Raw genomic sequence first — 24,841 nt, 5'->3', positions numbered from 1 at the left:
TGCTTAGGCCTTTCCCCAAATTACTTTATTAATTATTTTTGTATAGCTTTGAATTAGCTTAATTACTTTTGTAGATACATTAGTATCAACATAATCAAGTGCAAGTACTGTTGCTTCTGAATTCTCCCACATCGCACGTGATAGTTCTACAGCTTGAATAATATCTAACTCTTTGATTCCCCCAACAACTACTGTGCCCTTATCAAGAACTTCTGGGCGCTCTGTTGAAGTACGGATAAGCACACCTGGGAATCCAAGAATTGCAGCCTCTTCAGAAAGAGTACCACTATCTGAAAGAACACAAAATGAATTTAATTGTAATTTATTATAATCAAGGAATCCAAATGGCTTTAACTGCCTAATTAGAGGATGGAAGTTAAAGCCACGTTCCTCTATTTTTTTCCAACTTCTTGGATGTGTTGAATATACTAATGGAATTTGATATGTTTCTGCAATTTGATTTAAAGCATTCATTAAAGACATAAAGTTTTCTTCATTATCTATATTTTCTTCACGATGCGCAGATACAACAATATACTTTCCTTCTACTAAATCTAACTCTTTTAAAATACTACTTTTTTGTATTTTATCCATATGCTTATGGATTACCTCTGTCATTGGTGACCCTGTAACAAAGATGTGTTCTCTGCGAATCCCTTCAGAAATTAAGTGTCTTCTACTGTGTTCAGTATACGGTAGATTAATATCTGATGTATGATCTACAATTTTTCGATTAATTTCCTCTGGTACATTTTGATCGAAACATCTGTTTCCCGCTTCCATATGGAAAATTGGTATTTTTAAACGTTTTGCTGGAATAGCCGCAAGACAACTATTTGTATCTCCTAAAATAAGAAGTGCATCCGGTTTTTCTGTTTCTAGAACTTCATAAACTTTAGCAATAATATTCCCCATCGTTTCACCAAGATTTGAGCCTGCAGCATTTAAATAATGATCCGGTTCTCTTAAGCCTAAGTCTTCAAAAAACACTTGGTTTAATGTATAATCCCAATTTTGTCCTGTATGAACAAGAACATGATCGAAATATCTATCGCACGCTTTAATAGTTTCCGAAAGCCTTATAATTTCCGGTCTAGTACCAATAATTGTCATAACTTTTAATTTTCCCATGAATTATACCTCCAAAAAATAAGTGTCTGGTCTTTCAGGATTAAAACATTCATTTACCCACATTACTGTCACAAGATCATTTTCCCCTACATTTACAATGGAATGTGTATATCCAATTGGTATATCAACAACTTGTAACTTTTCCCCATTCACACGATATTCAATAATATCATCTGAATCTATCTTTCTAAATCGAATTAAACCTTCACCACTCACGACTAAAAACTTTTCGTTTTTGGTATGATGCCAATGGTTTCCTTTTGTAATTCCTGGTTTGGATACATTTATAGAAACTTGTCCTCTTTCAGCCGTTCTAATAAATTCCGTGAATGAACCTCTATTATCAATATTCATTTTAAGATCATATGCAAACTCGTCTTCAGGTAAAAAACTCAAGTATGTACTATAAAGCTTTTTAGTTAGAGCATCTCCCATGTTTGAAATACTTAAATTCCCCCTACTTTCTTTAAAGTTTTTTATAACATTTGCTAATTCTCCAAGCTTAATCTTATGTGTTATAGGAACAAAACAATGCTCATCCTGTATAGTTGGATTATGCTTCAAAGCCCTTAAAAACTCTTCCAAAACATCATCTATATAACAAAGATTTAGTTCTACATCAGGATTATTTACTTGAATATCTAAACCTCTGGAAATATTATGACAATACGTTGCTACCACCGTATTGTAGTTAGGTTTACTCCACTTCCCAAATAGGTTTGGGAGTCTATATACATAAGCTTTAGCACCAGTTTCTTTAGAATAATTGAATAATGCCTCCTCACCAGCTTTTTTACTTTTTCCATAAGGATTATTATTTTCTGCCTGAATGGAAGAAGTAATAAGTACAGGGACCTTATTACCATGCTCTTTTAATAAGTTTAGCAATTGAGATGTAAATTCAGCATTTCCTTCCATAAATTCTTTTTCATCCTTAGGTCTATTCACACCAGCTAAATGGAAAACAAAATCACATTCTCTCGTATACCTTTCAAGTAATGTAATATTATCTTCTCTAGAAAATTCGAATACATCTTTATACCCCTGATTTCCAAGTTCGGCAACGAGGTTTTTCCCAAGGAAGCCCTTTGCACCTGTAACAAGAATTTTCATTAGTTATCCCGCCCTCTAATTCATTGAATAAATATTTGTCTTATTCCATTCCTTAAGTTCTTGTTTTACATAATCTAATTCTAATAATTTTTCTTTAATTTGCTCAATATCAAGGATTTGTGTATTATCTGAATTATATTCTCCAACAGTAGTAAGTTTTTGATTTCCTTCTGCAAAATACTTATCATAGTTAAGATCTCTTCGGTCCGCAGGAACCCTAAAGAAACCACCTAAATCTTCCGCTACCACGTATTCTTCCTTCGTCAATAATGTCTCATAACGCTTCTCTCCGTGGCGTGTACCAATTACTTTAACTTCATTATCAACATTAAATAATTCCTTTACAGCTTGAGCAAGATCCCCAATGGTACTTGCAGGAGATTTTTGAACCATAATATCCCCAGCTACAGCATTTTGAAATGCAAATACTACTAATTCTACTGCCTCTTCTAAGCTCATCAGGAATCTTGTCATATTAGGATCAGTCACAGTTAAGGGTTGGCCCGCTTTAATTTGTTCTATAAATAATGGAATAACTGATCCACGTGAAGCCATAACATTACCATATCTCGTACCACAAATAAGTGTATTCTCTGGAGATACTGTTTTTGATTTTGCCACAAACACTTTTTCCATCATCGCTTTCGAAATACCCATAGCATTGATTGGATAAGCAGCTTTATCTGTAGATAAACAGATAACTTTCTTCACATCATATTCTATAGAAGCTGTTAGTACATTATCCGTACCTATAATGTTAGTCTTTACTGCTTCTAACGGGAAAAATTCACATGAAGGCACCTGTTTTAATGCAGCTGCATGAAAAACATAATCTACACCATGCATGGCATTTTTAACACTTGCTAAATCTCTTACATCTCCCAAATAAAATTTAAGTTTGTCATTTGTATAGAGTTTTCTCATGTCATCCTGTTTTTTTTCATCACGTGAAAAAATACGAATTTCTTTTATATCAGTATCTAAGAATCTTTCCATCACCGCATTACCAAAAGATCCTGTACCTCCTGTGATTAGTAGCGTTTTATTTTTGAACATACTTACTAGCCCCCTCTAATTTTATTTCATTTAATAAGTTATTCAGTCTCTCCATATAAATCTTTTTAGAGAAATTACAATCATAGTAATTCCTCGCATTTTCTCCATATAACAAATGTTTGTCTGTTTCTTTAGCAAAATTCCTTATATTATTAGCCAATTCTATATAATTCTCTGCTGAGGAACATAATCCACAATTCGCCTCATTTATAACAATTTGAGTTTCTCCGTTTATCGCACCTATAATAGGCTTTCCAGCAGCCATATACGATTGAACTTTATTAGGTAATGTATATGATATTACTTTATTTTCCTTTAATGTAATTAAGAAGGCATCTGCCATCTCATAAAATCTTGGCATTTCTGTAATAGGGTATTGCCCATGGAATATAACATTATTAATTTCTAAATCCTTGGTCAGTTCTTCACATTTTTTACGTGAAGATCCATCTCCTACAATATGAAACTTAATACCACTATCTTTTTTAAGTTCATTTGCAGCATAAATAATTGTTTCCACACTTTGCATTTCACCTATGTTACCTGCAAATACTAAATTTATAATTCCATCTTTTTTATTGATAGAATCAATATTTTCAAATAATGCCTCAGCGTATACTGGAAGGTGTGTAATGTTACTCTTAATATTTAAAGTATCTTTAAAATACTCCTCAAACAATTTAGAACTTGTAAAGATCTCATCTGCACTTTTATAAATCCATTTACTTATTTTTAACAACACTCTATATACTTTACTATTCGGCGAAATACCAGCCGATGCAATACTCTCAGGCCACAAATCATGGCAATATAATACAAGGGGCTTCTTCGTCATTTTTTTCAAAATAACACCAGGTATTGCCATCGTTACAGGAGAAAGTTGATACACTAAAATAAGGTCAAAATCCTTCTTCATAAAGATGGATTTTAATGTAGATGATATAGCGAAACTAATATAATTTAGAGCTAATCTTTTAGTCCCTTTTCCCCTTCCAAGGAGCCATGAACGTATTACTTTCACTCCATTTATTTCTTCTTTTCTATTTTTAAATACTCTATATCTTTCATCTACAATTCCACTAGGGTAATTAGGAAGCCCTGTTAGAACAGTTACTTCATGTCCTTCTCGTACTAGTTCAGAACAAATATCATTGACTCTAAACTGTTCAGGAAAAAAATATTGACACACTACAAGTATTTTCATTATGACTTTACTCCTAAACTCTTAATATTGCTAAAAAGCTGGTTTTATTAATTATTCCCTTCTTTAACACCTTCACTTTTAGCTACACTAAGTATTGTTTTAAAACATATTCTAATATCAAAAACAAAATTTATTTTTTGAACATATTCTCCATCTAGCTTAGCTTTTATATTTATAGGTAATTCATCCCTACCATTAACTTGTGCCCAGCCAGTAAGGCCTGGACGAATATCATTTGCATTATACATATCACGTTCTTTAATTAAATCATATTGATTCCAAAGCGCCGGCCTAGGACCAACTATACTCATCTCACCTTTAAGAATATTCACAATTTGTGGGAGTTCATCTAAACTTGTTTTACGTAAAAAACGACCAACCTTGGTAATATATTGATTTGGATTTTCTAAAAGATGTGTAGGTGTATCATTAGGTGTATCTATTTTCATTGTTCTAAACTTTAGAATATAAAACTCAGATTTATCTTTTCCAATTCGACATTGCTTAAATAAAACTGGACCTCTCGAATCAATCTTTATACACAAAATTAATAATAAAAATATAGGTGATAGAATTATTAATCCCATTAACGAAATAATAAAATCCATCACACGTTTCATATAATTTACATATAGCATTTTTCACAACCCCGATTATATTAATTTATACTTTAGGTTATTTTTAATATCTTGTTAATAAAAATGAAGCCTTTTTAATTTACAAGCACTTTATTATTAGCTATATCCAATAACCGTTCCCTTATTTCTTCTTTATTCATGTATTCAAAATCATGCATAAACTCCAATAAAATACCTTGATCCATTAAAATAGCTTTCCCCACATGAATCTTCGGAAAAATCTGTTCTGGATGTATTTCACTTTCATTTAATAGTTCTTCATACATTTTCTCTCCCGGCCTCAATCCGGTAAATTCAATTCCAATTTCTTCAATGGAATACCCCGAAAGGGTAATAAGATTCTTTGCTAAATCAACAATTTTCACTGGATCTCCCATATCAAGGACAAAAAGTTCTCCACCTTTAGCTAACGTTCCAGCTTGAATCACTAGTCTTGAAGCCTCTGGTATTGTCATGAAGTAACGAATCATATCTGGATGAGTAACAGTTACAGGTCCACCCTTTTGAATTTGCTTCTTAAATAATGGGATTACACTTCCCCTACTACCAAGAACATTCCCAAACCGAACAGCAACGAACCTTGTATTATTACTCACCGCTGCCAAATGTTGTACAAGCATTTCTGCGAATCTCTTTGTTGCCCCCATTACATTCGTAGGGTTTACAGCTTTGTCTGTAGAGACCATTACAAACGTATTTACTTTAAATGTATCAGCTGCTTCTGCAACATTTTTTGTACCAAAAATATTATTTTTCACAGCCTCTTCAGGATTACGTTCCATTAAAGGTACATGTTTATGTGCAGCTGCATGATACACAATGTATGGTTGATGTTTCTTCACGATTTCAAAAATTTTATGACGATCTTGTACATCAGCAATTTCTGTAGTAACTTCAACTGAATCCTTATATGTAACCCGCATTTCCATTTCTATGTTATAAATACTATTTTCACCATGTCCTAAAAGAACAATTTTTGCTGGTTTATATTTCATCACTTGGCGGCAAATTTCTGATCCAATAGATCCACCAGCACCTGTTACTAAAATTGTTTTACCTGCAATCTTTTCTCCGATTCCCGCATCATCTAATTGAATTGGTTCCCTACCTAATAAATCCTCTACTTGTACATCACGCACTTCATTGACAGACACTTTACCATCTAGAAGATCTTCAAGCATTGGTACAATTTGAGTTTTAGCTTTTGTTTTTCTACACTTTTCAAAAATCTCGTTTATTTGTTTACGATTTAAAGACGGAATAGCAATAATAATGTGTTCAATATCATTATCTTCTACAACTTCTTTAATATGATTTGTTGTACCAATGACTGGAACATTATAAATTTCTAATTTTTGCTTATTTCTATCATCATCGACAAACGCAATTGGATATAAATCTGCTTCCTTATTATGTAGTAACTGTCTAACTACCATAGTACCTGCTGAGCCTGCACCAACAATTAATGTGCGTTTCTTATTAGTCGGTTTAGTAATATACGTATCACGGAACATACGCCATAAAAAGCGAGAACCACCTATTAATAATAAATGTAGCATCCATGCGATAGCCAAAATTCGAACATAAATATCATGATTTATAATTTGTTGAACAATTGCTGTTACAATTATAGAAAGTGTAATTGCTTTAAATATTTGTTTCAGTTCTCCAATACTTGCATATTCCCATGCCTTGTTATAAAGCTTATAAATAGCCGCAAAAATATGATGACTACATAATAATGTAATAGAACTAATAATTACTGTCGCAGGAATTTTACTTAATATATTGGGATGCACAAACCAATAACTTAAATACACGGCAGTTAAAACGATGAATGAATCTAATAATGTTAATAATGAGAGCCGTTTTCGATAACTCAATATATCTATCCCCTTCTTTGTTTAATTACTATCTTATTAATAATAAAAAAAGACATCCTTTTATGAATGTGCCTCTTCTTTTTTTACAATTTTTGTTATATATTTCATCAAATCTGTTTTCAACTCTTCATTTTGAAGTGCCATTTCAATTGTCGTTTTAATAAATCCAAACTTCTCCCCAACATCATAACGAGTACCTTCGAAGTCATAGGCAAACACTCTTTGCAGTTCATTTAATCGTTGAATTGCATCAGTTAATTGGATTTCTCCACCAGCACCTGTTTGTTGATTCTCTAGGAACATAAAGATTTCTGGCGTTAATACGTAACGACCCATAATTGCTAAATTTGATGGTGCTGTACCTTCTGCTGGCTTTTCAACAAATTGACGCACTTGATAACGACGGTCATTTTGTTCAACTGGATCGATAATACCGTAACGATGTGTTTCATTTTCTGGTACCGTTTGTACACCTATAACTGATGATTGTGTTCCTTCATATTGATCCATTAGTTGTCGTAAACATGGTGTTTCTGCTTGTACAATATCATCACCAAGTAATACTGCAAACGGCTCATTTCCAATAAATTTACGTGCGCACCATACCGCATGACCAAGTCCTTTTGGTTCTTTTTGTCTTATGTAATGAATATTAATTTTTGAAGAAGCTTGTACTTTTTCAAGCATTTCATGTTTTCCCTTTTCTAACAGGTTTTGTTCTAATTCAAAGGAATGATCAAAATGATCTTCAATCGCACGTTTCCCTTTTCCAGTCACAATAATAATATCTTCAATTCCTGATTCTATCGCTTCTTCTACTATGTATTGGATTGTCGGTTTATCGACAATTGGTAACATTTCTTTCGGCATTGCTTTCGTTGCTGGTAAAAATCTCGTGCCAAGACCAGCTGCTGGAATAATCGCTTTTCGTACTTTTTTCAATTGTAGCCCTCCTTATACTATTTTATTTATATGTAACAATAACAAAAACCCTACCTATAGAGTCATGTTTATAACTCCATAGGTAGAGTTTCTATTATAAATAAAAGTATGGGCATCCAACCCATCCTCACGTCATACTCCCGACGACAAGCGTCTAAGGTAGGTTCGAAAATAAATTTTCTACCCACAGCACGACCGAGTGCCTCCGTTGATAACGGTTAGGAGACATCACCAGTTCTTTATTTAAAAAATACCGAACAATTTTTTACGACGAATTTGTTCCGGATCTTCTTTATAAATTGCTTTCCCGCTAATGATTAAATACGGATTTTCTTTTAAGTCGCTCATAACGTTCATTCCGAATTCTTTCTCAACTAATTCATAGCTTTCTGCTAAATGGAATCCTCTTGATGTTGTGTTATGTGCATCTGATGCGATCATATGGGTTAAATTATGCTCCACAAGCTGCAATGAAAACTTTTTGATTTTTTTACCAAACTTACCTAGCAAACTACCTGCCGTCACTTGTGTTAATACACCTTTATTGACAAGGTTATATAACTTATCTGGCCTCTCGATTAACTCGGCATTACGTTCGGGATGAACGATAATTGGGATCATTCCTTTTACACGTAGTTCATAAAATAGTTGTTCTGCATAACGAGGTACATGATTAGATGGAAATTCAATGAATATGTATTTGTTTGTTTCATTTAAAGTAACGATTTTACCAGCTTCATAGTCTTCTAATATGTCACCATATAACCTGACCTCTTGCCCCGGTAAAATGGTAAGTGGAATATTATGTTGTTGCAGTTCATCATTTAGTTGTTTTACTTGATGAAGAATTGAGGTACGTTCATTTATATATTTTCCATTTTGATGATGCGGTGTTGCGACAACTGTATGAATACCTTCCTCTATTGCCTTTTGCGCCATCACTAAACTATCTGTTACTGTCTGTGCACCGTCATCGATACCAGGTAAAATGTGACAATGTAAATCTATCATTTGTTTCATCCTCCCTCTCTCATATAAATCTTTTTTCCCTTGAATATGAGAAATCTCATATTCAAGGGAAAAAAGGAGATATGTTCTTCCCATATCTCACTCTTTCAATTAATTTGCACCGTAGTAATAATATAAGCCCTGTTCACGTTCACGATCATTCAGAACAACGCCTAACAGTTTACCTTTTGCTGATTCTAATAAACCTTTTGCTTTTACTGCTGTTTCCTTTTCTGTCGATTCACTACGAACGACAAGAATAGAAGCATCACATACATTTGCCATAATTTGTGCGTCAGTTACAGCTAAAATTGGTGGCAGATCAAAAACAACTAAATCATACAGGCTATACGCTTGTGCGAGAAGCTCTTGCATCGATTTTGAACCTAATAATTCTGCTGGGTTTGGCGGGATTGGACCACAAGCTAAAAAATGCAGATTATCTACAGCTGTCGTTTGTACACATTTCTCTAGACGTTCACTATGTGTTAATACGTTCGTTAGTCCAAAAATATTATCTACTTGAAACATTTGATGCATCGCTGGTTTACGCATATCTGCATCAATTAATAATACTTTCTTTCCTTGTTGGGCAAACACAACTGCCATATTTGCTGTTGTCGTTGTTTTCCCTTCACTTGGGTTTGCAGATGTTACCATTAATGAATGTAAATTCGTATCAACAGCTGCAAATTCGATATTCGTTCGAATATTACGATATTGCTCTGAAATTGGTGATTTCGGTTGTTGATGAGCAATTAATTGACGACGTTGACGATGATTTTTTTTCTTTTTAAATAAATTAAGAGCCAATTGTTTGTCCCCTCACTTTTCTTGATGATGGAGCGTGTGATTTCACGTTCATTGTTTCTTCATCCATACGAGCTACAATACCTAACACTGGTAAGCCAAGTAAATTTTCTACATCTTCTTCTTTTTTCACTGTGTTATCTAAGTATTCTAGTAAGAATGCAAGACCAACGGAAGCCATTAAACCAAGAACAAAGACGATCACAACATTTACCATTGGTCGGGGCTTAATAGGCGATAATTCTTCTGGCAATTCTGCTTTTGATAGTACAGTGACATTGTTAACACTCATGATTTTTGCTACTTCACTTTGAAATACTTCGGCAGTTGTATTTGCAATATCACGAGCTAACTTAGGATTTTTATCTTGTACTGTTACTTCTACAACTTGTGAATCTTTCTTATTAGCTACTTCAATCTTTTCATTTAAAATTTCTGTTGTTAAATTTAAAGCCAGTTTTTCTTTCACTTGATCCAAAATAACAGGACTTTTAATTATAACTTTGTATGTATTTGTTAACTGAATATTTGTTTGTACCTCATTGTATTGAATTGCTGCCCCTTCTTGCTTCTTCTGGTTCACAAGAATTTGCGTAGAAGATTGATAGATTGGTGTCATGAAGAAGAAGCTAATAATAGCACTTACAATAGCTGCACCAAAGGCGATTACGAGGATCATTGCTAAACGTTTTTTTAAAATATGAAATAACTCTTTCAAACTAATTGTTTCTTCCATAAGTTCCTCCAACTTTCTAAAATTTGCACATAAGAAAAATTATAACATATAATCTTACATTTTTTTATTTTAGTAATATCTATGTACGATTGTTATTTAAAAACATATATAATCTTACAAAATAATCTTAAATATGACAACACATTCCATCAATTTGCCAAAAATTCTATTATATCATGCTCTCCGTATAATACGATACAAAATTTTATAACAATTCAAAAAAGCTAGTAAAAAAATTACTAGCTTTAAAAAAATACTATTTCATACATTATTTTCTAATAATATCCATATTGCTCTTGTTCTTCTCTTTTATCGTTTAATATAACACCAAGTAGCTTTCCGGATGCTTTATCTAATATTTGTTTCGCTTTTATTAGTTTATCTTTTTCTGTTTTTTCACTGCGCGCTACTAATACAATCCCATCACATTTATTAGCGAGTATTTGTGCATCTGTAACGGCCAGTACAGGTGGTGTATCAATCAAAACGATGTCAAACATCTTATATGCCTCTAGAAGTACTTCGTCCATTTTACGATAGCCTAGTAGCTCCGCTGGATTTGGCGGAATTGGCCCCGCTGACATGACATATACGTTCTCTATGTCTGTTTTTTGAATACATTGCACAAACGAAGCCTGTCCTGATAATAAATTTGTTAATCCATTTGGATTGTGTGCAGCAAATAAGTTTTGCAATGTTGGTTTACGTAAGTCAGCTCCAATTAACAATACTTTTTTCCCTTGTTGTCCAAAAACAACTGCTAAATTAGAAATGGTCGTTGTTTTTCCATCACCTGGATCTGCTGAAGTGACAATGATAGAACGAATATGGTTATCTACAGATGTAAATTCAATATTTGTACGGATATTACGATATTGTTCCGCAATGCGTGATTTAGGCTCTTTATTTGTAATTAATTGTCTTAATGGCTTCCTTTTCTTTCTCCCGAACATGTTATGGTCTCCTTTTCAGAATACGACATTTTCTCCTTTTTCTCTTTTATGCTCGATATGCTACGCCAATTTTTCATTTGCTTCTACCGTTAAATTTCTCCATTACTTTCCTCTACAATTCATCATAACGAATCAGAATAACCTTTGTCCTATCTCACACCTTCTATAATGTGACAACGACATCTCTATTTTTATCACGCTATCATTTATCTTAATTTCAAAATATTTATAGCGTCATTATACACGCATTTCCAATAATTAACAATGAAAAATCTGATTAATCTGACCTCTGGTATTTCCAACTAAAAATAGAGTAATAAAAAAATCCTTCTGTATATTACAAAAGGATTTTTTTATTACTCTCTATTCTTTTTTATCACCAATCGCAAATGTAATTTCAGCTTCACATGCAACTTCACCATCTACTGTTGCGATTGCTTTTCCTTTTCCGATTGGACCACGTACACGTGTCATTTCTACTTCTAGGCGAAGTTGATCACCTGGACGTACTTGTTTTTTGAAACGACAATTGTCGATACCAGCGAAGAAAGCAAGTCTTCCGCGGTTTTCTTCTTTCTTTAATACCGCAACTGCGCCGACTTGTGCTAATGCTTCTACAATAAGTACACCGGGCATTACTGCATAGTCAGGAAAGTGTCCGTTAAAGAATTCTTCGTTTGCGGATACATTTTTAATTCCAACCGCTCTTTTACCTTCATCTACTTCTAATATTTTATCAACAAGTAAAAATGGATAACGGTGAGGAATGATTTCTTTAATTTGTTCTATATTTAGCATACAATAATCGCCCCTTTTGTAATATTGGTCTTACCACTTGGACATATTGTTTATTATCCCATTTTGTTTATTGTTTGTCATTATAAAGTGAAACTTTAATCAGTGGGTGCCCTTTCCCACTGATTATTAGCCTTCACCAATCGGGCTTTTACGGGCAGTTGATCTCCCGCCTAACTCCCTTATCCGCGGAATTTTAAGGCGGGAGTCTTACTGCCCGTTAATGCGGGATAAAGTGAAATTTTAATATCTATTCAGCTTTATATATAAAAAAATGCACACACTCTATTCTCTTAAAATAGCTGCAAATACTTGCAACTGACACGGAGGTAGAAAAGAGTGTATGCCCAAATTAGGGAAAGGCAATATGTATTTGAACATGATTTGCCTTAATGTCGTATTCGACTCATTATATTATAAACGTTTTCAAATAAGGAAATATTAAATTTAACCATATATATGAATATTTTACCTATTTCCTTCGTTTTTCTTTATTTTTCTTCTATTTTCTCAAAAAATCAAAATAAAAAAATAGAAAAATAAAAAAGAACTAAGGTTAACACCTTAGTTCTTCTCATCTTCTCCACTATTTGCGAGCTAATAATAAGCGGGGGATGCCCCCACTGATTAAAGCTTCACTTTATCGTAAAGCACGCTTTGGTAATTTATCGATATTCTCTAACATAATACCTGTACCAACCGCAACACATTGCATTGGGTTTTCAGCAATTAATACTGGTACTTTTAGTTCTTCTGCTAGAAGCATGTCGATACCGTGTAGTAAAGCTCCACCGCCTGTTAGAATAACACCGCGGTCGATAATGTCCGCAGATAGTTCTGGTGGCGTGCGCTCTAGTACGCCTTTTGCAGCTTGTACAATGATAGCCGCGTCTTCTTTTAGTGCTTCTGTAATTTCTTCAGAGCATACTGTAATTGTACGTGGTAAGCCCGTTACCATGTCACGTCCGCGAATTTCAAGCTCTTCGCTACGTGCACCTGGGAATACTGTACCAACTTTAATTTTAATATTTTCTGAAGTACGTTCTCCAATTAATAGCTTATACTTACGTTTAACGTAGTTTAAGATCTCCATATCAAACTTATCGCCAGCCATTTTGATAGAGGAAGAGGTAACAATATCACCCATAGATAGTACAGCGATATCTGTTGTACCTCCACCAATATCAACAACCATGTTACCGCTTGGTTGGAAGATTTCCATACCAGCACCAACTGCGGCTACTTTTGGTTCTTCTTCTAAAAATACTGTTTTACCACCTGAACGTTCAGCAGCCTCACGAATTGCTTTTTGTTCTACTGATGTGATATTTGTTGGACAACAAATTAAAATGCGAGGTTTTGAAAAGAAGCTCTTCACGTCCAATTTGTTAATGAAATACTTTAACATTGCTTCTGTAATTTCGAAATCTGCGATTACACCATCTTTAAGCGGACGAATTGCTACAATATTACCAGGTGTACGTCCCACCATACTTCTTGCTTCTTCACCTACTGCTAATACTTTCCCACTATTACGATCAATTGCCACAACAGATGGCTCATTTAATACAATACCCTTGCCTTTAACATGAATTAATACATTAGCCGTACCTAGGTCAATTCCGATATCTCGCGCAAACATTCCCGTCATTTCCTCCTCGATATTCAAAATCAGGTTATACCCGAATTCTTTTACACCTAATTTCTGATTTTATCATAAATTTAACAGAAACGTAATATTCGCAAAAAGAATTCTTCTGAAAAATATTACCGAATTGAAACGGAATGTTTGCGATTGCATATTTATTGACGTACCGGCTTTTCTACATCTTCTTTTCTATACTTTTGTTTTGTTGCTTCTCCGCCTCTTAAATGACGAATAGACTTATGATAATCAAGAATTTCTTTCACTTCATTTGCGAGCTCTGGATTAATTTCTGGTAGACGTTCCGTTAAATCTTTATGGACTGTACTCTTTGATACCCCAAATTCCTTTGCAATGACACGCACTGTCTTTCTTGTCTCCACGATATACTTACCAATCTTGATAGTTCTCTCTTTGATGTAATCGTGCACACCACTCGCCTCCCTAAATTGGATGTGAGAAGTGTGAAATGAGCCTCGCTGCATACCACTAAGAAGTAAGTGTGAGTGCTGTTTGTAAGCGTTAAACATTCTTGGATTTATAATGAAATGATTCACGATTTCTCACCTCAAACACTCTCTTTGCTTTGGTTTATACCATTGTATTGCCCGCACTACTGATATATGCTACATGTTCACTATTTTTGCGGACTAAGTTAAGAAAAATTACGTTTTTTTGTGAGAAATACGTTAACAGTGACTATTTTGGCGAAAAAAAAATGACACCTTGTATATAAGGTGTCATTCTTCTCGTTCCAACTCTTCTTCTAACAATTGATGGTGGGGAACCTCTTTCTTACCGGCAATATAATAATATAAAGTGAATAAAACAAACAATAAAATAATAGCAGTCGACAGAACAAATAAAAATGACACAGTATCCCCTCCTGTTTGTAATATATATTCGAGAATCTCGTCATATTTCCTTGTTATTGCAACTTTTTTCACGAAATTGAGTATTTTTATATAAAGTGAAACTTTAATCAGTGGGCGCCATTTCCCAATGATTCTTAGCCTTCACCAATCGGGCTTTTACGGGCAGTTGACCCCAGGCCTAACTTCTTAGCTTTCACTGAATTTTGAAGTAGGGGTCTTACTTCCCGTTAATGCGGGGTAAAAGTAAAAAAATCAGCTCTCCTAGTGAGAACTGATTTTTTCACTTTCTTATTCTTGTGAAGAAGAACTATTTGTTGATTTTTCTTCTTTCTTCGGCTCTTCTTTTTTGTCACTAGTCGAACCGCTTGTCGATTTCTCTTCTTTTTGAGACTTATCTTCTGTTTTACTTTCTGGTTTCGTGCTCGTTGACTTTTCTTCTTTTTGAGATTTGTCATCAGCCTTTTTACCAGAAGCATTCGTTGCTTTTGCAGCACCTGCATCAGCTTTAATTTCTGCTACTGACTTATTTAAGTAGCGCTCAGGGTTCACAGCCACGTTGTCTTTACGTACTTCAAAGTGAACGTGAGAACCTGCTTCTTTATTCATTGCACTTAGACCGGATTTTCCTAATACTTCACCTTGTGCAACTCGTGCACCTTTTTCTACTTTCACACTGCCTAAGCTTTGATAAGAAACTGCTACACCATTTCCGCTATCAACTGTTACAACATAACCAAGAAGTGAATCTTTTTCAGCTTTCGTTACTGTACCACTTAAAGCAGCAGCTACATCGAATTCTTTTCCATTCTTCGCAGCAATGTCGATTCCTTTATTTGGGGAATATGTGTTGTTATAAAAGACAAGTGCTTTTTCTTGTTCCGCCTCAGTTGCTGCATCTTCATAGAATTTCTTCTGTACGACTACTTCCACACTCGCGGCAGCTGGCATTTTCACTACTTCTGAAGATTTCGTTACTGGTACTGCTGGATCTTCCGATTGTGTATACGGTGTTGCTTGATCTTGGTTCGGAGTCTTCTTCGGATTAGCCCCTTGGAACCATAGCGCAACCATTAAAATTACCGCTGCACAAGCAATGTATAGTGCCGGAAACACCCATCTTTTTTGAAATAAATGTACTACCTTTTGCGACTTTTTATTATTTCTTCCTCGCATTCCATCATCACCTCAGCAATCATTTTGAACAATATTCACGTATCCTATACAACGTATAACTAATTACTTTTCGACAAAATCTGTAAAAATATGTATAGGAATTGTAAAATTTCCGAGGAAATGATAGAAAATAGAAAAAACTGAGCGTTTCGGCTCAGTTTTTAGTCCATTTGTTTCTTTTTGTAAACCACCATACAAAGAATAATTGAAAGGGCACACCAAATTATAATATTTATTAAATCACCACTAACAGTTGAAAAACCTTTTCCAGCCAGCATCTTTGGCATTGCATCTACAAGATGTTTCGTTGGAAGAAACTCAATTGCCTTTGTTACAAACTTATTTTTAATAAATTCTCCTAACATTGGAGCCAGGAAAAAAACAAACAAGATCGGCATACCTACTACTGATGTCGATGCCATTGTTTTAGCTAATAATCCAATTGCCGTACCTAACATAAGGAAGAAAAATATACTAATAATTAAAAATAGAACTATTAAAACCATATTTCCCTTTACCACACCTAAAATGGCGAAGTTACTAATACAAATCACAAATGTAATAAGACCTGTTAATGCGCTTTTTCCTAGTAATACTTCTAATGATGATGTTGGTGATAACATCATAACACGTAAAGTATGCTTTTCTTTTTCTTCCGCAATTAAAGCCGCTTGAACAAAGCTCCCTACCATTATTAAGGTCATTAAAGTTACCATATTAGCTATTTGGTCTTTCGGCCCATCCATCTGTTGATAAACAAAAGCAAACATAATTGGCATCGCCGCCATTACAAGTACCGATGCATTTGTTTTAATATCCTGTACCTCTTTCCGAAAAATAGCTGAAAATCGTCTCATTGAAAATGTCATTATAATCCCCTCCCAGTAACTTCAATAAAAATATCTCCTAGCGTTGGCTCGTAAGAATGAATGGATAATAGTTCTCCTTTTTTCATCCATTCTGAAATGCGTTTTGCACCTAATTCATCTTTTTGCACGACTTCTTTTTGCTTATCTTTTAATACGACTTGTATTTGGTTTTTCGCGTATTGTAAGCGAAGGTTTTCTGGTGTATCAAGCGCTACAATTTCTCCGCCGCATAGAAAGGCGATGCGGTTACAAAGTGTTTCTGCTTCGTCCATGTTGTGCGTCGTTAAGAAAATTGTCGTTCCTTCTTTGTTCAAGTCTTTTAAGATTTTATGAATGTTTTGCACGTTTACTGGATCGAGTGCAGATGTTGGCTCGTCTAAGAAGAGGATATCTGGTTTATGAAGGATTGCTCTTGCTAGTGTAACGCGTTGCTTCATCCCTTTTGATAGTTTCTTTACTGGTGTTTTTTTATCATCTAATAGATTCACTTGTGCTAGCACTTCATCGATTCGTTCTTTTTTGCAATCGTATAAGTCACAAAATAATAGTAAGTTATCATAAATGCTCAGTCTTTCATATAAACCGCTATTGTCTGTTAAAATACCAATTCGTTTGTAATCGATATTGCTTGGTCCTGTAATATCTTTACCTAATACTCTTACCGTTCCAACGCTATGCAGTAATTGAGAAGTTAAAATCTTTACTGTTGTCGTTTTCCCAGATCCACTCGGTCCGAGGAATCCGAAAATTTCGCCTTGCTTCACCTCAATATTCACATTTCGAAGTGCCGTTTTTTCGTTGAAACTTTTCATTACATCTTTCATTTCAATTGCCAATGTCATCTCGTCATCCCCTTTGTTTTTCTCTTTTATAAATGAAAGTCGCTTTAGCGCTTTTCGTTTTTTGTTTTGCTTTTCTTGACTCAATCATATGAAAAACAAAGGGTAGGCGCAGTAAAATACCGGTAAAAGGAGTATTTTTACCGGTGAATGAATCGTATTTCGAACTTATTGGAGCACCTTTTATAGCCCAATGACACCTTTTAATTCATCCATTCGTCCTTTTGAAAGCGGAATTGAACTTTTTCTTTCGTCATCCAAAATTAAACTAAAACTATTACGAGTCCAAGTAATCACTTCTCGAACCCTTTGTAAATTCACAAGGTAAGAACGATGACATCTAAAGAAACCAAAACCTGTTAACCTTGCTTCTAGTTCGCTTAATGTTAATGAGCATACGAAATCCCCTTCACGAACGTGAATATGTGTCACTCCATTTTGCGTTTCAATGAAATGAATTTCCATTGGATCAAGTAAAATGATTTTATCGTTCACTTTCGCTGGTATTCTTTCTAACTTCATTTGCGGAATCATTTGAACGACCTTCTCTTCATCGACTTCTTCTGCTTCCTCTTGTTCAATTTCTACTTTTTTCACACCATTATTGTTTAATATGTATACATCTTCTGTTAATGAAAGGGCGTCCGATAGAAAGGATGACGTGATAAAGATTGCCTTTCCTTGCTCTTTCATTTTCATGATTGCTTTTCGAATAATAATCGTACTCTCAGTATCTACATTTTGCTCTGGCTCTTCCAAAATAACTAAATCCGGATTATGAATCATAACTCGCCCGATATGAAGACGGCGTTTCTCTGAAAATGATAGTTTTTCTATTTTAACGTTTAACTTATCTAAAAGGCCGACATATTGTACAACTTCTTCCGTGCTCATATTCGATTCATAAAGACCTATTAAAAACTTAAAGTATTCCTTCACCTTCAAACGATCATATGCTGCATCTTTCAAAAAACAAAAACCGATGCGGGAATAATTTTTCCTTCCGATTGCTTCACCTTCAAACAGTACATTTCCCGCTGATGCTTCTTCCTCCCCAATAATGATGCGGTGCAAAATCTTTGCTGTATGGTTATTACACTGCAAAACAACACATTGCCCTTTCTCAACCTCTAGCTCAATTACCGGTAACTGGTTCGTCTTCCCTAATTGTTTCAACTCCAATAACGCCATTTCGTCTCCCCCGAATGCTTTTTATCACATTATACCAAACAATTAATGGAAATTTTTGATATTTTATGAAGCACTATAAAAAGAAGGCTATCCAAATAAGAGGATAGCCTTCTTCTCTAGTTTTGCTCTATCATATACGTCTTGAGCTGATCACGCAGCGTTCTCTTTAAGAATTTCCCTACAGATGTTTTCGGACTTTCGTTTACAAATAAAATATCGTCTGGCATACATCATTTTGGAAACTCTGCTTCTAGTAAAACATACAGATCTTCTCTTTCTACTGCTTGTCCCTCTTTTAGTACAACGCAAGCAAACGGGACGTTTTTCATGCAGCACCGCCACAACAGATGCTTCTAACACTTTATCATGCGACATTAAGGCATTTTCTAAATCTACGGAAGAAATCCATTCGCCTCCACTTTTAATTAAATCTTTCGTACGATCAGCAATCTTAATACATCCTTCCGAATCAACCGTGACAATGTCTCCTGTATAGAGCCAACCGTCTTTCATTGATTCTTCTGTACGTTCATCCTTATAATAGCTTCCAGCGATCCATGGGCCCTTTAAACAGAGTTCTGTCACCACTAAACATTGACGATTTTTTTAATATATCTATTAACCTATCCACTAACAAAAGAAAACCGTCCCAATATACCTCTTGGAACGGCCTCTTTCCCCCCTACTTCTTCACCATTAACTTTCCTTCATAATCATTCATCGACTTTATTTCGACACCTTTATAATAATGAGCAACGATATCTGTATATTTCTTGCCTTCCGCTGCCATGCCATTTGCTCCGTATTGGCTCATGCCGACGCCGTGGCCGAAGCCTTTCGTCGTAACAATGATTTTATCTCCATCTTGTTTCCACGTGAAGTCAGAAGAGCGTAAATCTAACTTTTCACGAACTTGCTTTCCTGTTAATGTTTTCCCTTGAAATGCTACGTCTTTTACTCGCTTTCCTTCCGTAAGATCTTTAATATTTCCAACCTTCCCGTCTGCCAACACCTTCACACCAAGACGTTTTTGAAAGTCAGCTACTGTAAAGGTTTGCTCGCTCGTAAATTTTGGAGAGGCTTGATCCCACGGACTATCTACGCTCTTTAAGTACGGATAATCATTTCCCCAATAATCAGCTGCATTTTCTGTCCGGCCATTACTCGTTGAGAAGAAGGATGCTGAGATTGGTTTTCCATCATACGTTAAAACTTGTCCTGCGGTTTTCGAAACGGCTTCTTCGATTTTCTTCAAATTATTTTCGTAGTTATTGCCCCATTGTTTCTTCAATTCTTCTTTACTTTTGTACACTTGATCTTTCACCGTATCGGTCACGTCCGCATTGTTTTTCTTACCTCCGCTTAGCATACGCTGTACCACAAATGTTCTCGCTGCTAATGCCTGCGCCTTTAGCGCCTCTATTTCAAAACTGGCATTCATCTCAGAAGCTACTACACCGGTCACATACTCCTCCATAGGTAATGTTTCTACCTTCTTTTGCCGATCACGATATACAGCAACTTGAACCGCTGTATCCACTTTCCCTGGAGCTGGTATACTTTCTATCGCTGGAGGAGTTTTAGAAGCTGCCTCTTCCCCTACTTTTGCTTTCGCAAACGGAATAACAAGAGCAGCAGGTACAATGATAACGAGCGCTATGAGAAGCGCTACTGTGATAAAAAGTGGCTTTGAAAATTTCATCTTATTTCCCCCAATATCCAAAAGCTTTACTCCATTCATTCTTATGGAACAACTCTTTCTTTTAGAACATACTTAAGGGGAACCGGCTAAAACGAAAATTTTCTAAATATTTTTACTGGTACGTGCATAAGTATAGAATTTATTGACTATAACAGTAATAACCCAAAAAAATAGCCCCTACGTCAAAAGACGTAGAGACTATTTCAATTAAGCGTGAAGATCAGAAACTTCTTGTTCTTTCACTTCTTCTACTTTTTCGTTTACACGTTCAATAGTTGCACCTAATGCAGCTAATTTCTTATGGAAATCTACATAACCACGGTCAAGATGCTTTAACTCAGTTACACGAGTGTAACCTTCAGATACTAAACCAGCTAAGATTAATGCAGCAGCAGCACGTAAGTCAGTTGCGCCTACTTCAGCACCTTGTAAGCTGTTTGGACCGTTCATAATAACAGAACGACCTTCGATTTTAATATCAGCATTCATACGACGGAATTCTTCAACGTGCATAAAGCGGTTTTCGAATACCGTTTCTGTAATCATACTTGTTCCATCAGCTTGTAGTAATAATGCCATCATTTGTGATTGCATGTCTGTTGGGAAACCTGGGTGAGGCATCGTTTTAATATCAACCGCTTTTAACTTATCTGGGCCGATAACACGTACACCTTCATTTTCCTCAATAACTTTAACACCCATTTCTTCCATTTTCGCTGTAATTGAGCGTAAATGTTCAGGCACAGCATTTTCAATTAAGATGTCTCCACCAGTAATTGCCGCTGCAACCATGAATGTTCCCGCTTCAATACGGTCAGGAATAATAGAGTGGTTTCCACCATATAATTTATCAACGCCTTCGATACGAATCGTTCCAGTTCCAGCTCCGCGTACTTTCGCTCCCATCGCATTTAAGAAGTTAGCTAAGTCAACGATTTCTGGTTCTTTCGCTGCGTTTTCAAGGATTGTTGTCCCTTTTGCTAATGTAGCTGCAGACATAATGTTTTCTGTCGCGCCCACGCTTGGGAAGTCTAAATAAATTTTAGCCCCTTTTAGTTCTCCCTCAACGTATGCCTCAACAAAACCATTACCAACCTGTACTTTTGCTCCCATTGCTTCGAAGCCTTTTAAATGTTGGTCAATTGGACGTGAACCAATTGCACATCCACCAGGAAGTGCAATGCGAGCACGGCCGTTACGTGCAAGTAATGGTCCCATTACTTGAACAGATGCACGCATTTTACGTACATATTCAAATGGTGCTTCAATGTTTAGTTCTTTAGAAGCATCGATTGTTACTTGGTTATTTTCAAATACGACTTCAGCATTTAAATGACGTAATACCTCATTAATTGTGTATACATCAGACAAAACTGGTACTTCAGATAGTACATTCTTTCCATCACTCGCTAATAGGGCTGCAGCGATTATAGGTAATACAGCATTTTTTGCGCCCTCAACACGCACTGTGCCGTTTAACCGCTTTCCGCCACGGACGATGATCTTTTCCAAATTATTCCCCTCCGTGTCCTTTTTTCAGTATCTATTCACTCAATACTCAGAAGTTATGATCGGTGTGCCAACCACAATTGTATCTTTGTTGTCTGTAGAACGTATTGCTATTTGCACATTTATTTTCTCTCTATTTGTTGAAAGAGCGTCATCCCACTTTTTATTGTATGCGGAGACTGACACAAATGCTCTTTCTTCTATCTGTTCGATCGCTCTTGCTGAAAGATCTTTCAAAAACTGATTGGTTTTATTTTGCAAAACACCTTCAATCTTATCATTCAGTACACCTTGAACACAAGTGTAAATTATAGGTTTTTCACTAAAAATTTTATTTGTTTTCTGAATGTACTTCGGGTCCCATTTCGCCCCGCTTACTTCAAAAATAATGAAAGTGTTTTCTTTAGTATTTTCCTTACTCCATGTTACTACTACTCGTTCTTCATAAGAAGAAAACTTTTTATAGGATGTAGCTTTATATCCATCTGGAGATTGCTCTAATTCCCACTTTTGAATATTCGCCTTGTCCTTCACATCGTTTAACAACTTTTGAAACATATGTATATTAGAAATTGTTTTTGTTTCTCGCGCTAACCATGACCACTTCTCTACTTTAGCATCATTTTTCTCTAAAGTTGCAATCATGCTCTCCATTTTCTGTTCATCGCTGATCGGTTTCATCTCTCTATATCCAACCAAAAATAAAACAACACTTATCACAACAATAAGAATGGCTTTAAGCTTCAATTTCATCCCCTCCTATCCCCATTGTTAACGGAGATATGAGGTTCTATACACTTACTTTACTAAATACGTTAAACTCTTTGAATAGCCTAAATAATCAAGGAAAAAGTTACTTACAGATGTCCCAATTGCAATTGTAATTAGGATGAGTAACACTCGCGTCTGCATCACCTTTCCAGACTTCATTAAACGCTCAATGTGAACACCTTGTAAGGCCCACCACGTAATGGTAATAAACAATAAATGCGAAACAATGGCAATCAGTGCTTGTTGCCCTAAAAGATGTGCCAAAAAATCGACCCCTTTTTACCCAGCTACTACTTACAAAATACTATAAAAACGATACCATAATAAGTAGGAGCCACACTTTTTCAAATACAAATAAGCATCTTACATTTCACATCATAATTTGCTCTCAAAAAACATATACCTACATGCATTTTCAATTGTAATTCACACAAAATAAAAAGCGCAGAGTAACAACTCCACACCTTTTATTTTCACTATTGTACCACGTTCCCTAAGAAGAAGAAATCCTTCATTAATGGAAAATATTCATAAAAGAAATTGTATCCAATCATCGGCATAATCCCTAGTATTACAATCGAGATTGCACAAAGGCTCATAACAACCTTTATATTCAATGGCAAACGAATTTTCTCTTCCACTTCTCCCGTTCGGAAAAACATTTGCTGTAGAATACGGAAATAATATACGAATGAGATGACTGTCGTCCCCATCATAATAGAAGCTAGTACGTAATGAGCTGGCTCTACATGCAGTGCACCTAAAAAGATGTTAATTTTCCCGATGAAACCAGCTGTTCCTGGTATCCCGGCCAACGATAATATAAAAATCGTCATCACTATCGCTGTAAATGGCGACCGCTTATATAATCCGGTAAAAATAGTAATATTTTCTTTGTCGCTTTGTAAGATTAAGCCGTGAATAATTGCAAATGCGCCTATATTCATAAGCATATACGCAAGCATGTAAAACCACATGCTATCCATCGTAAATGGTGATAATGCTACAAGCGGAACGAGTAAATACCCCGCATGTGCGATTCCCGAATAGGCAAATAGGCGTTTTACGCTATATTGCTTTAACGCTACTACGTTTCCAATAATCATCGTAATACTCGCTAGTACTGCAATGTATATGCTCATACGTCCGTATAAAGATTGCATGTCTCCTTGCACCGATACACTTGCAAAAACCATGAGAAACAGACGAATAATGAGTAAGAATCCAGCAATTTTAGAAATCGTCCCGAGAAAAGCAGTAACAGGTGTAGCCGCTCCCTCATACACATCTGGTGCCCACATATGAAACGGCACTGTCGCAATTTTAAACGAGAGTCCAACGAGTAATAGTAGAAATGCGAGAGCTAACAATAACTGAATACCACCAGCAAGCTCCCCTGCGAATACTTTTTGCATATCCACGATATTAGTTGATCCTGTAATACCGTATAAATAACTCATTCCAAAGAGCGTAATTGCCGTGCCAATACCTCCATTAATGACATATTTCATGGCCGCCTCGTTTGACGCACGGTTCCTTTTTCGTATTCCTACTAAAATATATGAAGAAAGTGAAAGCAATTCTAAACCGACGAAAAGTGTAATGAAGTCGATACTAGAAGCCATAAACATAGCCCCAAGAAGCGCCATTAAAAATAAGTAATAATATTCTCCCTTATCTTCAATTGGATTCTTCTTATCATCGCTCATGGCGGTGCATAAGATGAGGGCCGCTCCGCCTAATAACAACGTTTTAAACCCTTTTGAAAACCCATCTAACACAAACGATCCATTTAAAATATCTCCCGCTGGTTCACCGTATAGCGTGATTAACGACACGATTGCTAATATGACGGCTGCGATTGCACTAAGCGCTACATATCTATGATTCAACTTAAAAAACAAATCACATATGGAAAGAAGGATGGCAGCTCCGAGAATAATGAATTCTGGCACCATGAGATGCCATGATAAGCTAAGTAACGTATTCATATCCATC

General features: G+C 35.5%; 24 protein-coding genes and 1 pseudogene. All 25 read right to left on the bottom strand.

Annotated elements, in window-relative coordinates; genetic code table 11:
• Positions 1-3: 3 nt before the first annotated feature.
• On the bottom strand, positions 4-1,131 hold the full coding sequence (gene wecB, locus ACUN0F_RS06605) for a non-hydrolyzing UDP-N-acetylglucosamine 2-epimerase (protein WP_445539270.1): 1,128 nt from the start codon (positions 1,129-1,131) through the stop codon (positions 4-6).
• Between the two features lie 3 nt (positions 1,132-1,134).
• Positions 1,135-2,244: a capsular polysaccharide biosynthesis protein CapF gene (locus ACUN0F_RS06600; protein ID WP_445539269.1), complete on the bottom strand. Its 1,110-nt coding sequence runs from the start codon at positions 2,242-2,244 to the stop codon at positions 1,135-1,137.
• Between the two features lie 15 nt (positions 2,245-2,259).
• The gene (locus ACUN0F_RS06595; RefSeq protein WP_098485632.1) at positions 2,260-3,300 is read right to left on the bottom strand and encodes a polysaccharide biosynthesis protein; all 1,041 of its coding nucleotides are present in this window, start codon (positions 3,298-3,300) and stop codon (positions 2,260-2,262) included.
• Positions 3,287-4,504: a glycosyltransferase family 4 protein gene (locus ACUN0F_RS06590; protein ID WP_445539268.1), complete on the bottom strand. Its 1,218-nt coding sequence runs from the start codon at positions 4,502-4,504 to the stop codon at positions 3,287-3,289. The genes ACUN0F_RS06595 and ACUN0F_RS06590 overlap by 14 nt, the downstream gene beginning before the upstream one ends.
• Before the next feature lie 47 nt (positions 4,505-4,551).
• The gene (locus ACUN0F_RS06585; RefSeq protein WP_098485630.1) at positions 4,552-5,142 is read right to left on the bottom strand and encodes a sugar transferase; all 591 of its coding nucleotides are present in this window, start codon (positions 5,140-5,142) and stop codon (positions 4,552-4,554) included.
• A gap of 74 nt (positions 5,143-5,216) precedes the next feature.
• On the bottom strand, positions 5,217-7,025 hold the full coding sequence (locus ACUN0F_RS06580; protein WP_445539267.1) for a polysaccharide biosynthesis protein: 1,809 nt from the start codon (positions 7,023-7,025) through the stop codon (positions 5,217-5,219).
• Positions 7,026-7,085: 60 nt separating this feature from the next.
• Entirely contained in the window at positions 7,086-7,967 is an 882-nt protein-coding gene (bpsC, locus tag ACUN0F_RS06575) for a UTP--glucose-1-phosphate uridylyltransferase BpsC (protein ID WP_445539266.1), read from the bottom strand.
• Between the two features lie 243 nt (positions 7,968-8,210).
• Positions 8,211-8,978: a tyrosine-protein phosphatase gene (locus ACUN0F_RS06570; protein WP_445539265.1), complete on the bottom strand. Its 768-nt coding sequence runs from the start codon at positions 8,976-8,978 to the stop codon at positions 8,211-8,213.
• A 108-nt stretch (positions 8,979-9,086) separates the two neighbouring features.
• Complete coding sequence (locus ACUN0F_RS06565; protein WP_098857503.1) at positions 9,087-9,788, bottom strand: CpsD/CapB family tyrosine-protein kinase; 702 nt, start codon at positions 9,786-9,788, stop codon at positions 9,087-9,089.
• A complete protein-coding gene (locus ACUN0F_RS06560; RefSeq protein ID WP_445539264.1) occupies positions 9,778-10,521 on the bottom strand; it encodes a YveK family protein in 744 nt (247 codons plus the stop codon). The genes ACUN0F_RS06565 and ACUN0F_RS06560 overlap by 11 nt, the downstream gene beginning before the upstream one ends.
• A 275-nt stretch (positions 10,522-10,796) precedes the next feature.
• On the bottom strand, positions 10,797-11,474 hold the full coding sequence (locus ACUN0F_RS06555; protein ID WP_088047748.1) for a CpsD/CapB family tyrosine-protein kinase: 678 nt from the start codon (positions 11,472-11,474) through the stop codon (positions 10,797-10,799).
• A 363-nt stretch (positions 11,475-11,837) separates the two neighbouring features.
• Positions 11,838-12,272, bottom strand: coding sequence for a 3-hydroxyacyl-ACP dehydratase FabZ (fabZ, locus tag ACUN0F_RS06550; protein ID WP_000931959.1), 435 nt, complete (start codon positions 12,270-12,272; stop codon positions 11,838-11,840).
• A 637-nt stretch (positions 12,273-12,909) separates the two neighbouring features.
• Complete coding sequence (locus tag ACUN0F_RS06545; RefSeq protein WP_076541461.1) at positions 12,910-13,911, bottom strand: rod shape-determining protein; 1,002 nt, start codon at positions 13,909-13,911, stop codon at positions 12,910-12,912.
• Positions 13,912-14,072: 161 nt separating this feature from the next.
• Positions 14,073-14,345 (bottom strand): sporulation transcriptional regulator SpoIIID, encoded by a 273-nt coding sequence (spoIIID, locus tag ACUN0F_RS06540; RefSeq protein ID WP_000544012.1) that lies wholly within the window; start codon positions 14,343-14,345, stop codon positions 14,073-14,075.
• A 309-nt stretch (positions 14,346-14,654) separates the two neighbouring features.
• Positions 14,655-14,789, bottom strand: coding sequence for a hypothetical protein (locus ACUN0F_RS06535; protein WP_000008903.1), 135 nt, complete (start codon positions 14,787-14,789; stop codon positions 14,655-14,657).
• A gap of 288 nt (positions 14,790-15,077) precedes the next feature.
• Positions 15,078-15,962, bottom strand: coding sequence for a peptidoglycan DD-metalloendopeptidase family protein (locus ACUN0F_RS06530; protein ID WP_445539263.1), 885 nt, complete (start codon positions 15,960-15,962; stop codon positions 15,078-15,080).
• A gap of 161 nt (positions 15,963-16,123) precedes the next feature.
• Positions 16,124-16,831 carry an ABC transporter permease gene (locus ACUN0F_RS06525; protein WP_445539262.1) on the bottom strand — a complete coding sequence of 236 codons (708 nt, stop codon included), beginning with the start codon at positions 16,829-16,831 and terminating at the stop codon, positions 16,124-16,126.
• Positions 16,831-17,673, bottom strand: coding sequence for an ABC transporter ATP-binding protein (locus ACUN0F_RS06520; RefSeq protein ID WP_426970129.1), 843 nt, complete (start codon positions 17,671-17,673; stop codon positions 16,831-16,833). Before ACUN0F_RS06520 ends, ACUN0F_RS06525 begins: the two co-directional genes overlap by 1 nt.
• A gap of 180 nt (positions 17,674-17,853) precedes the next feature.
• Entirely contained in the window at positions 17,854-18,861 is a 1,008-nt protein-coding gene (locus ACUN0F_RS06515; protein ID WP_445539261.1) for a LytTR family transcriptional regulator DNA-binding domain-containing protein, read from the bottom strand.
• 116 nt (positions 18,862-18,977) lie between these two features.
• A pseudogene (locus tag ACUN0F_RS06510) lies at positions 18,978-19,440 on the bottom strand (AMP-binding enzyme); the annotation flags it as partial.
• A 103-nt stretch (positions 19,441-19,543) separates the two neighbouring features.
• Positions 19,544-20,563: a stage II sporulation protein D gene (gene spoIID, locus ACUN0F_RS06505; protein WP_000672643.1), complete on the bottom strand. Its 1,020-nt coding sequence runs from the start codon at positions 20,561-20,563 to the stop codon at positions 19,544-19,546.
• Between the two features lie 207 nt (positions 20,564-20,770).
• Positions 20,771-22,075 carry a UDP-N-acetylglucosamine 1-carboxyvinyltransferase gene (murA, locus tag ACUN0F_RS06500; protein ID WP_000411269.1) on the bottom strand — a complete coding sequence of 435 codons (1,305 nt, stop codon included), beginning with the start codon at positions 22,073-22,075 and terminating at the stop codon, positions 20,771-20,773.
• A 39-nt stretch (positions 22,076-22,114) separates the two neighbouring features.
• On the bottom strand, positions 22,115-22,819 hold the full coding sequence (locus ACUN0F_RS06495) for a YwmB family TATA-box binding protein (RefSeq protein ID WP_000767922.1): 705 nt from the start codon (positions 22,817-22,819) through the stop codon (positions 22,115-22,117).
• A 51-nt stretch (positions 22,820-22,870) separates the two neighbouring features.
• Positions 22,871-23,107, bottom strand: coding sequence for a DUF1146 family protein (locus ACUN0F_RS06490; protein ID WP_000940744.1), 237 nt, complete (start codon positions 23,105-23,107; stop codon positions 22,871-22,873).
• Between the two features lie 212 nt (positions 23,108-23,319).
• Positions 23,320-24,834 carry an NADH-quinone oxidoreductase subunit NuoN gene (nuoN, locus tag ACUN0F_RS06485; protein ID WP_046955647.1) on the bottom strand — a complete coding sequence of 505 codons (1,515 nt, stop codon included), beginning with the start codon at positions 24,832-24,834 and terminating at the stop codon, positions 23,320-23,322.
• Positions 24,835-24,841: the final 7 nt, after the last annotated feature.

The organism is Bacillus sp. 1A, from assembly GCF_052682215.1.
The sequence above is the reverse complement of the archived record's forward strand: the minus strand, read 5'-3'. Positions and strand labels throughout refer to the sequence as shown.

Bases quoted from the DNA above. Each gene is read 5' to 3' on its own strand.
- ACUN0F_RS06545 (WP_076541461.1), bottom strand. From the start codon at position 13,911: ATGTTTGCGCGAGATATCGGAATTGACCTAGGTACGGCTAATGTATTA.
- nuoN (WP_046955647.1), bottom strand. From the start codon at position 24,834: ATGAATACGTTACTTAGCTTATCATGGCATCTCATGGTGCCAGAATTC.
- ACUN0F_RS06515 (WP_445539261.1), bottom strand. From the start codon at position 18,861: ATGGCGTTATTGGAGTTGAAACAATTAGGGAAGACGAACCAGTTACCG.
- ACUN0F_RS06560 (WP_445539264.1), bottom strand. From the start codon at position 10,521: ATGGAAGAAACAATTAGTTTGAAAGAGTTATTTCATATTTTAAAAAAA.
- ACUN0F_RS06585 (WP_098485630.1), bottom strand. From the start codon at position 5,142: ATGCTATATGTAAATTATATGAAACGTGTGATGGATTTTATTATTTCG.
- spoIID (WP_000672643.1), bottom strand. From the start codon at position 20,563: ATGAAATTTTCAAAGCCACTTTTTATCACAGTAGCGCTTCTCATAGCG.
- ACUN0F_RS06530 (WP_445539263.1), bottom strand. From the start codon at position 15,962: ATGCGAGGAAGAAATAATAAAAAGTCGCAAAAGGTAGTACATTTATTT.
- wecB (WP_445539270.1), bottom strand. From the start codon at position 1,131: ATGGGAAAATTAAAAGTTATGACAATTATTGGTACTAGACCGGAAATT.
- ACUN0F_RS06520 (WP_426970129.1), bottom strand. From the start codon at position 17,673: ATGACATTGGCAATTGAAATGAAAGATGTAATGAAAAGTTTCAACGAA.
- ACUN0F_RS06525 (WP_445539262.1), bottom strand. From the start codon at position 16,831: ATGACATTTTCAATGAGACGATTTTCAGCTATTTTTCGGAAAGAGGTA.
- ACUN0F_RS06590 (WP_445539268.1), bottom strand. From the start codon at position 4,504: ATGAAAATACTTGTAGTGTGTCAATATTTTTTTCCTGAACAGTTTAGA.
- ACUN0F_RS06600 (WP_445539269.1), bottom strand. From the start codon at position 2,244: ATGAAAATTCTTGTTACAGGTGCAAAGGGCTTCCTTGGGAAAAACCTC.
- ACUN0F_RS06555 (WP_088047748.1), bottom strand. From the start codon at position 11,474: ATGTTCGGGAGAAAGAAAAGGAAGCCATTAAGACAATTAATTACAAAT.
- ACUN0F_RS06595 (WP_098485632.1), bottom strand. From the start codon at position 3,300: ATGTTCAAAAATAAAACGCTACTAATCACAGGAGGTACAGGATCTTTT.
- fabZ (WP_000931959.1), bottom strand. From the start codon at position 12,272: ATGCTAAATATAGAACAAATTAAAGAAATCATTCCTCACCGTTATCCA.
- ACUN0F_RS06570 (WP_445539265.1), bottom strand. From the start codon at position 8,978: ATGATAGATTTACATTGTCACATTTTACCTGGTATCGATGACGGTGCA.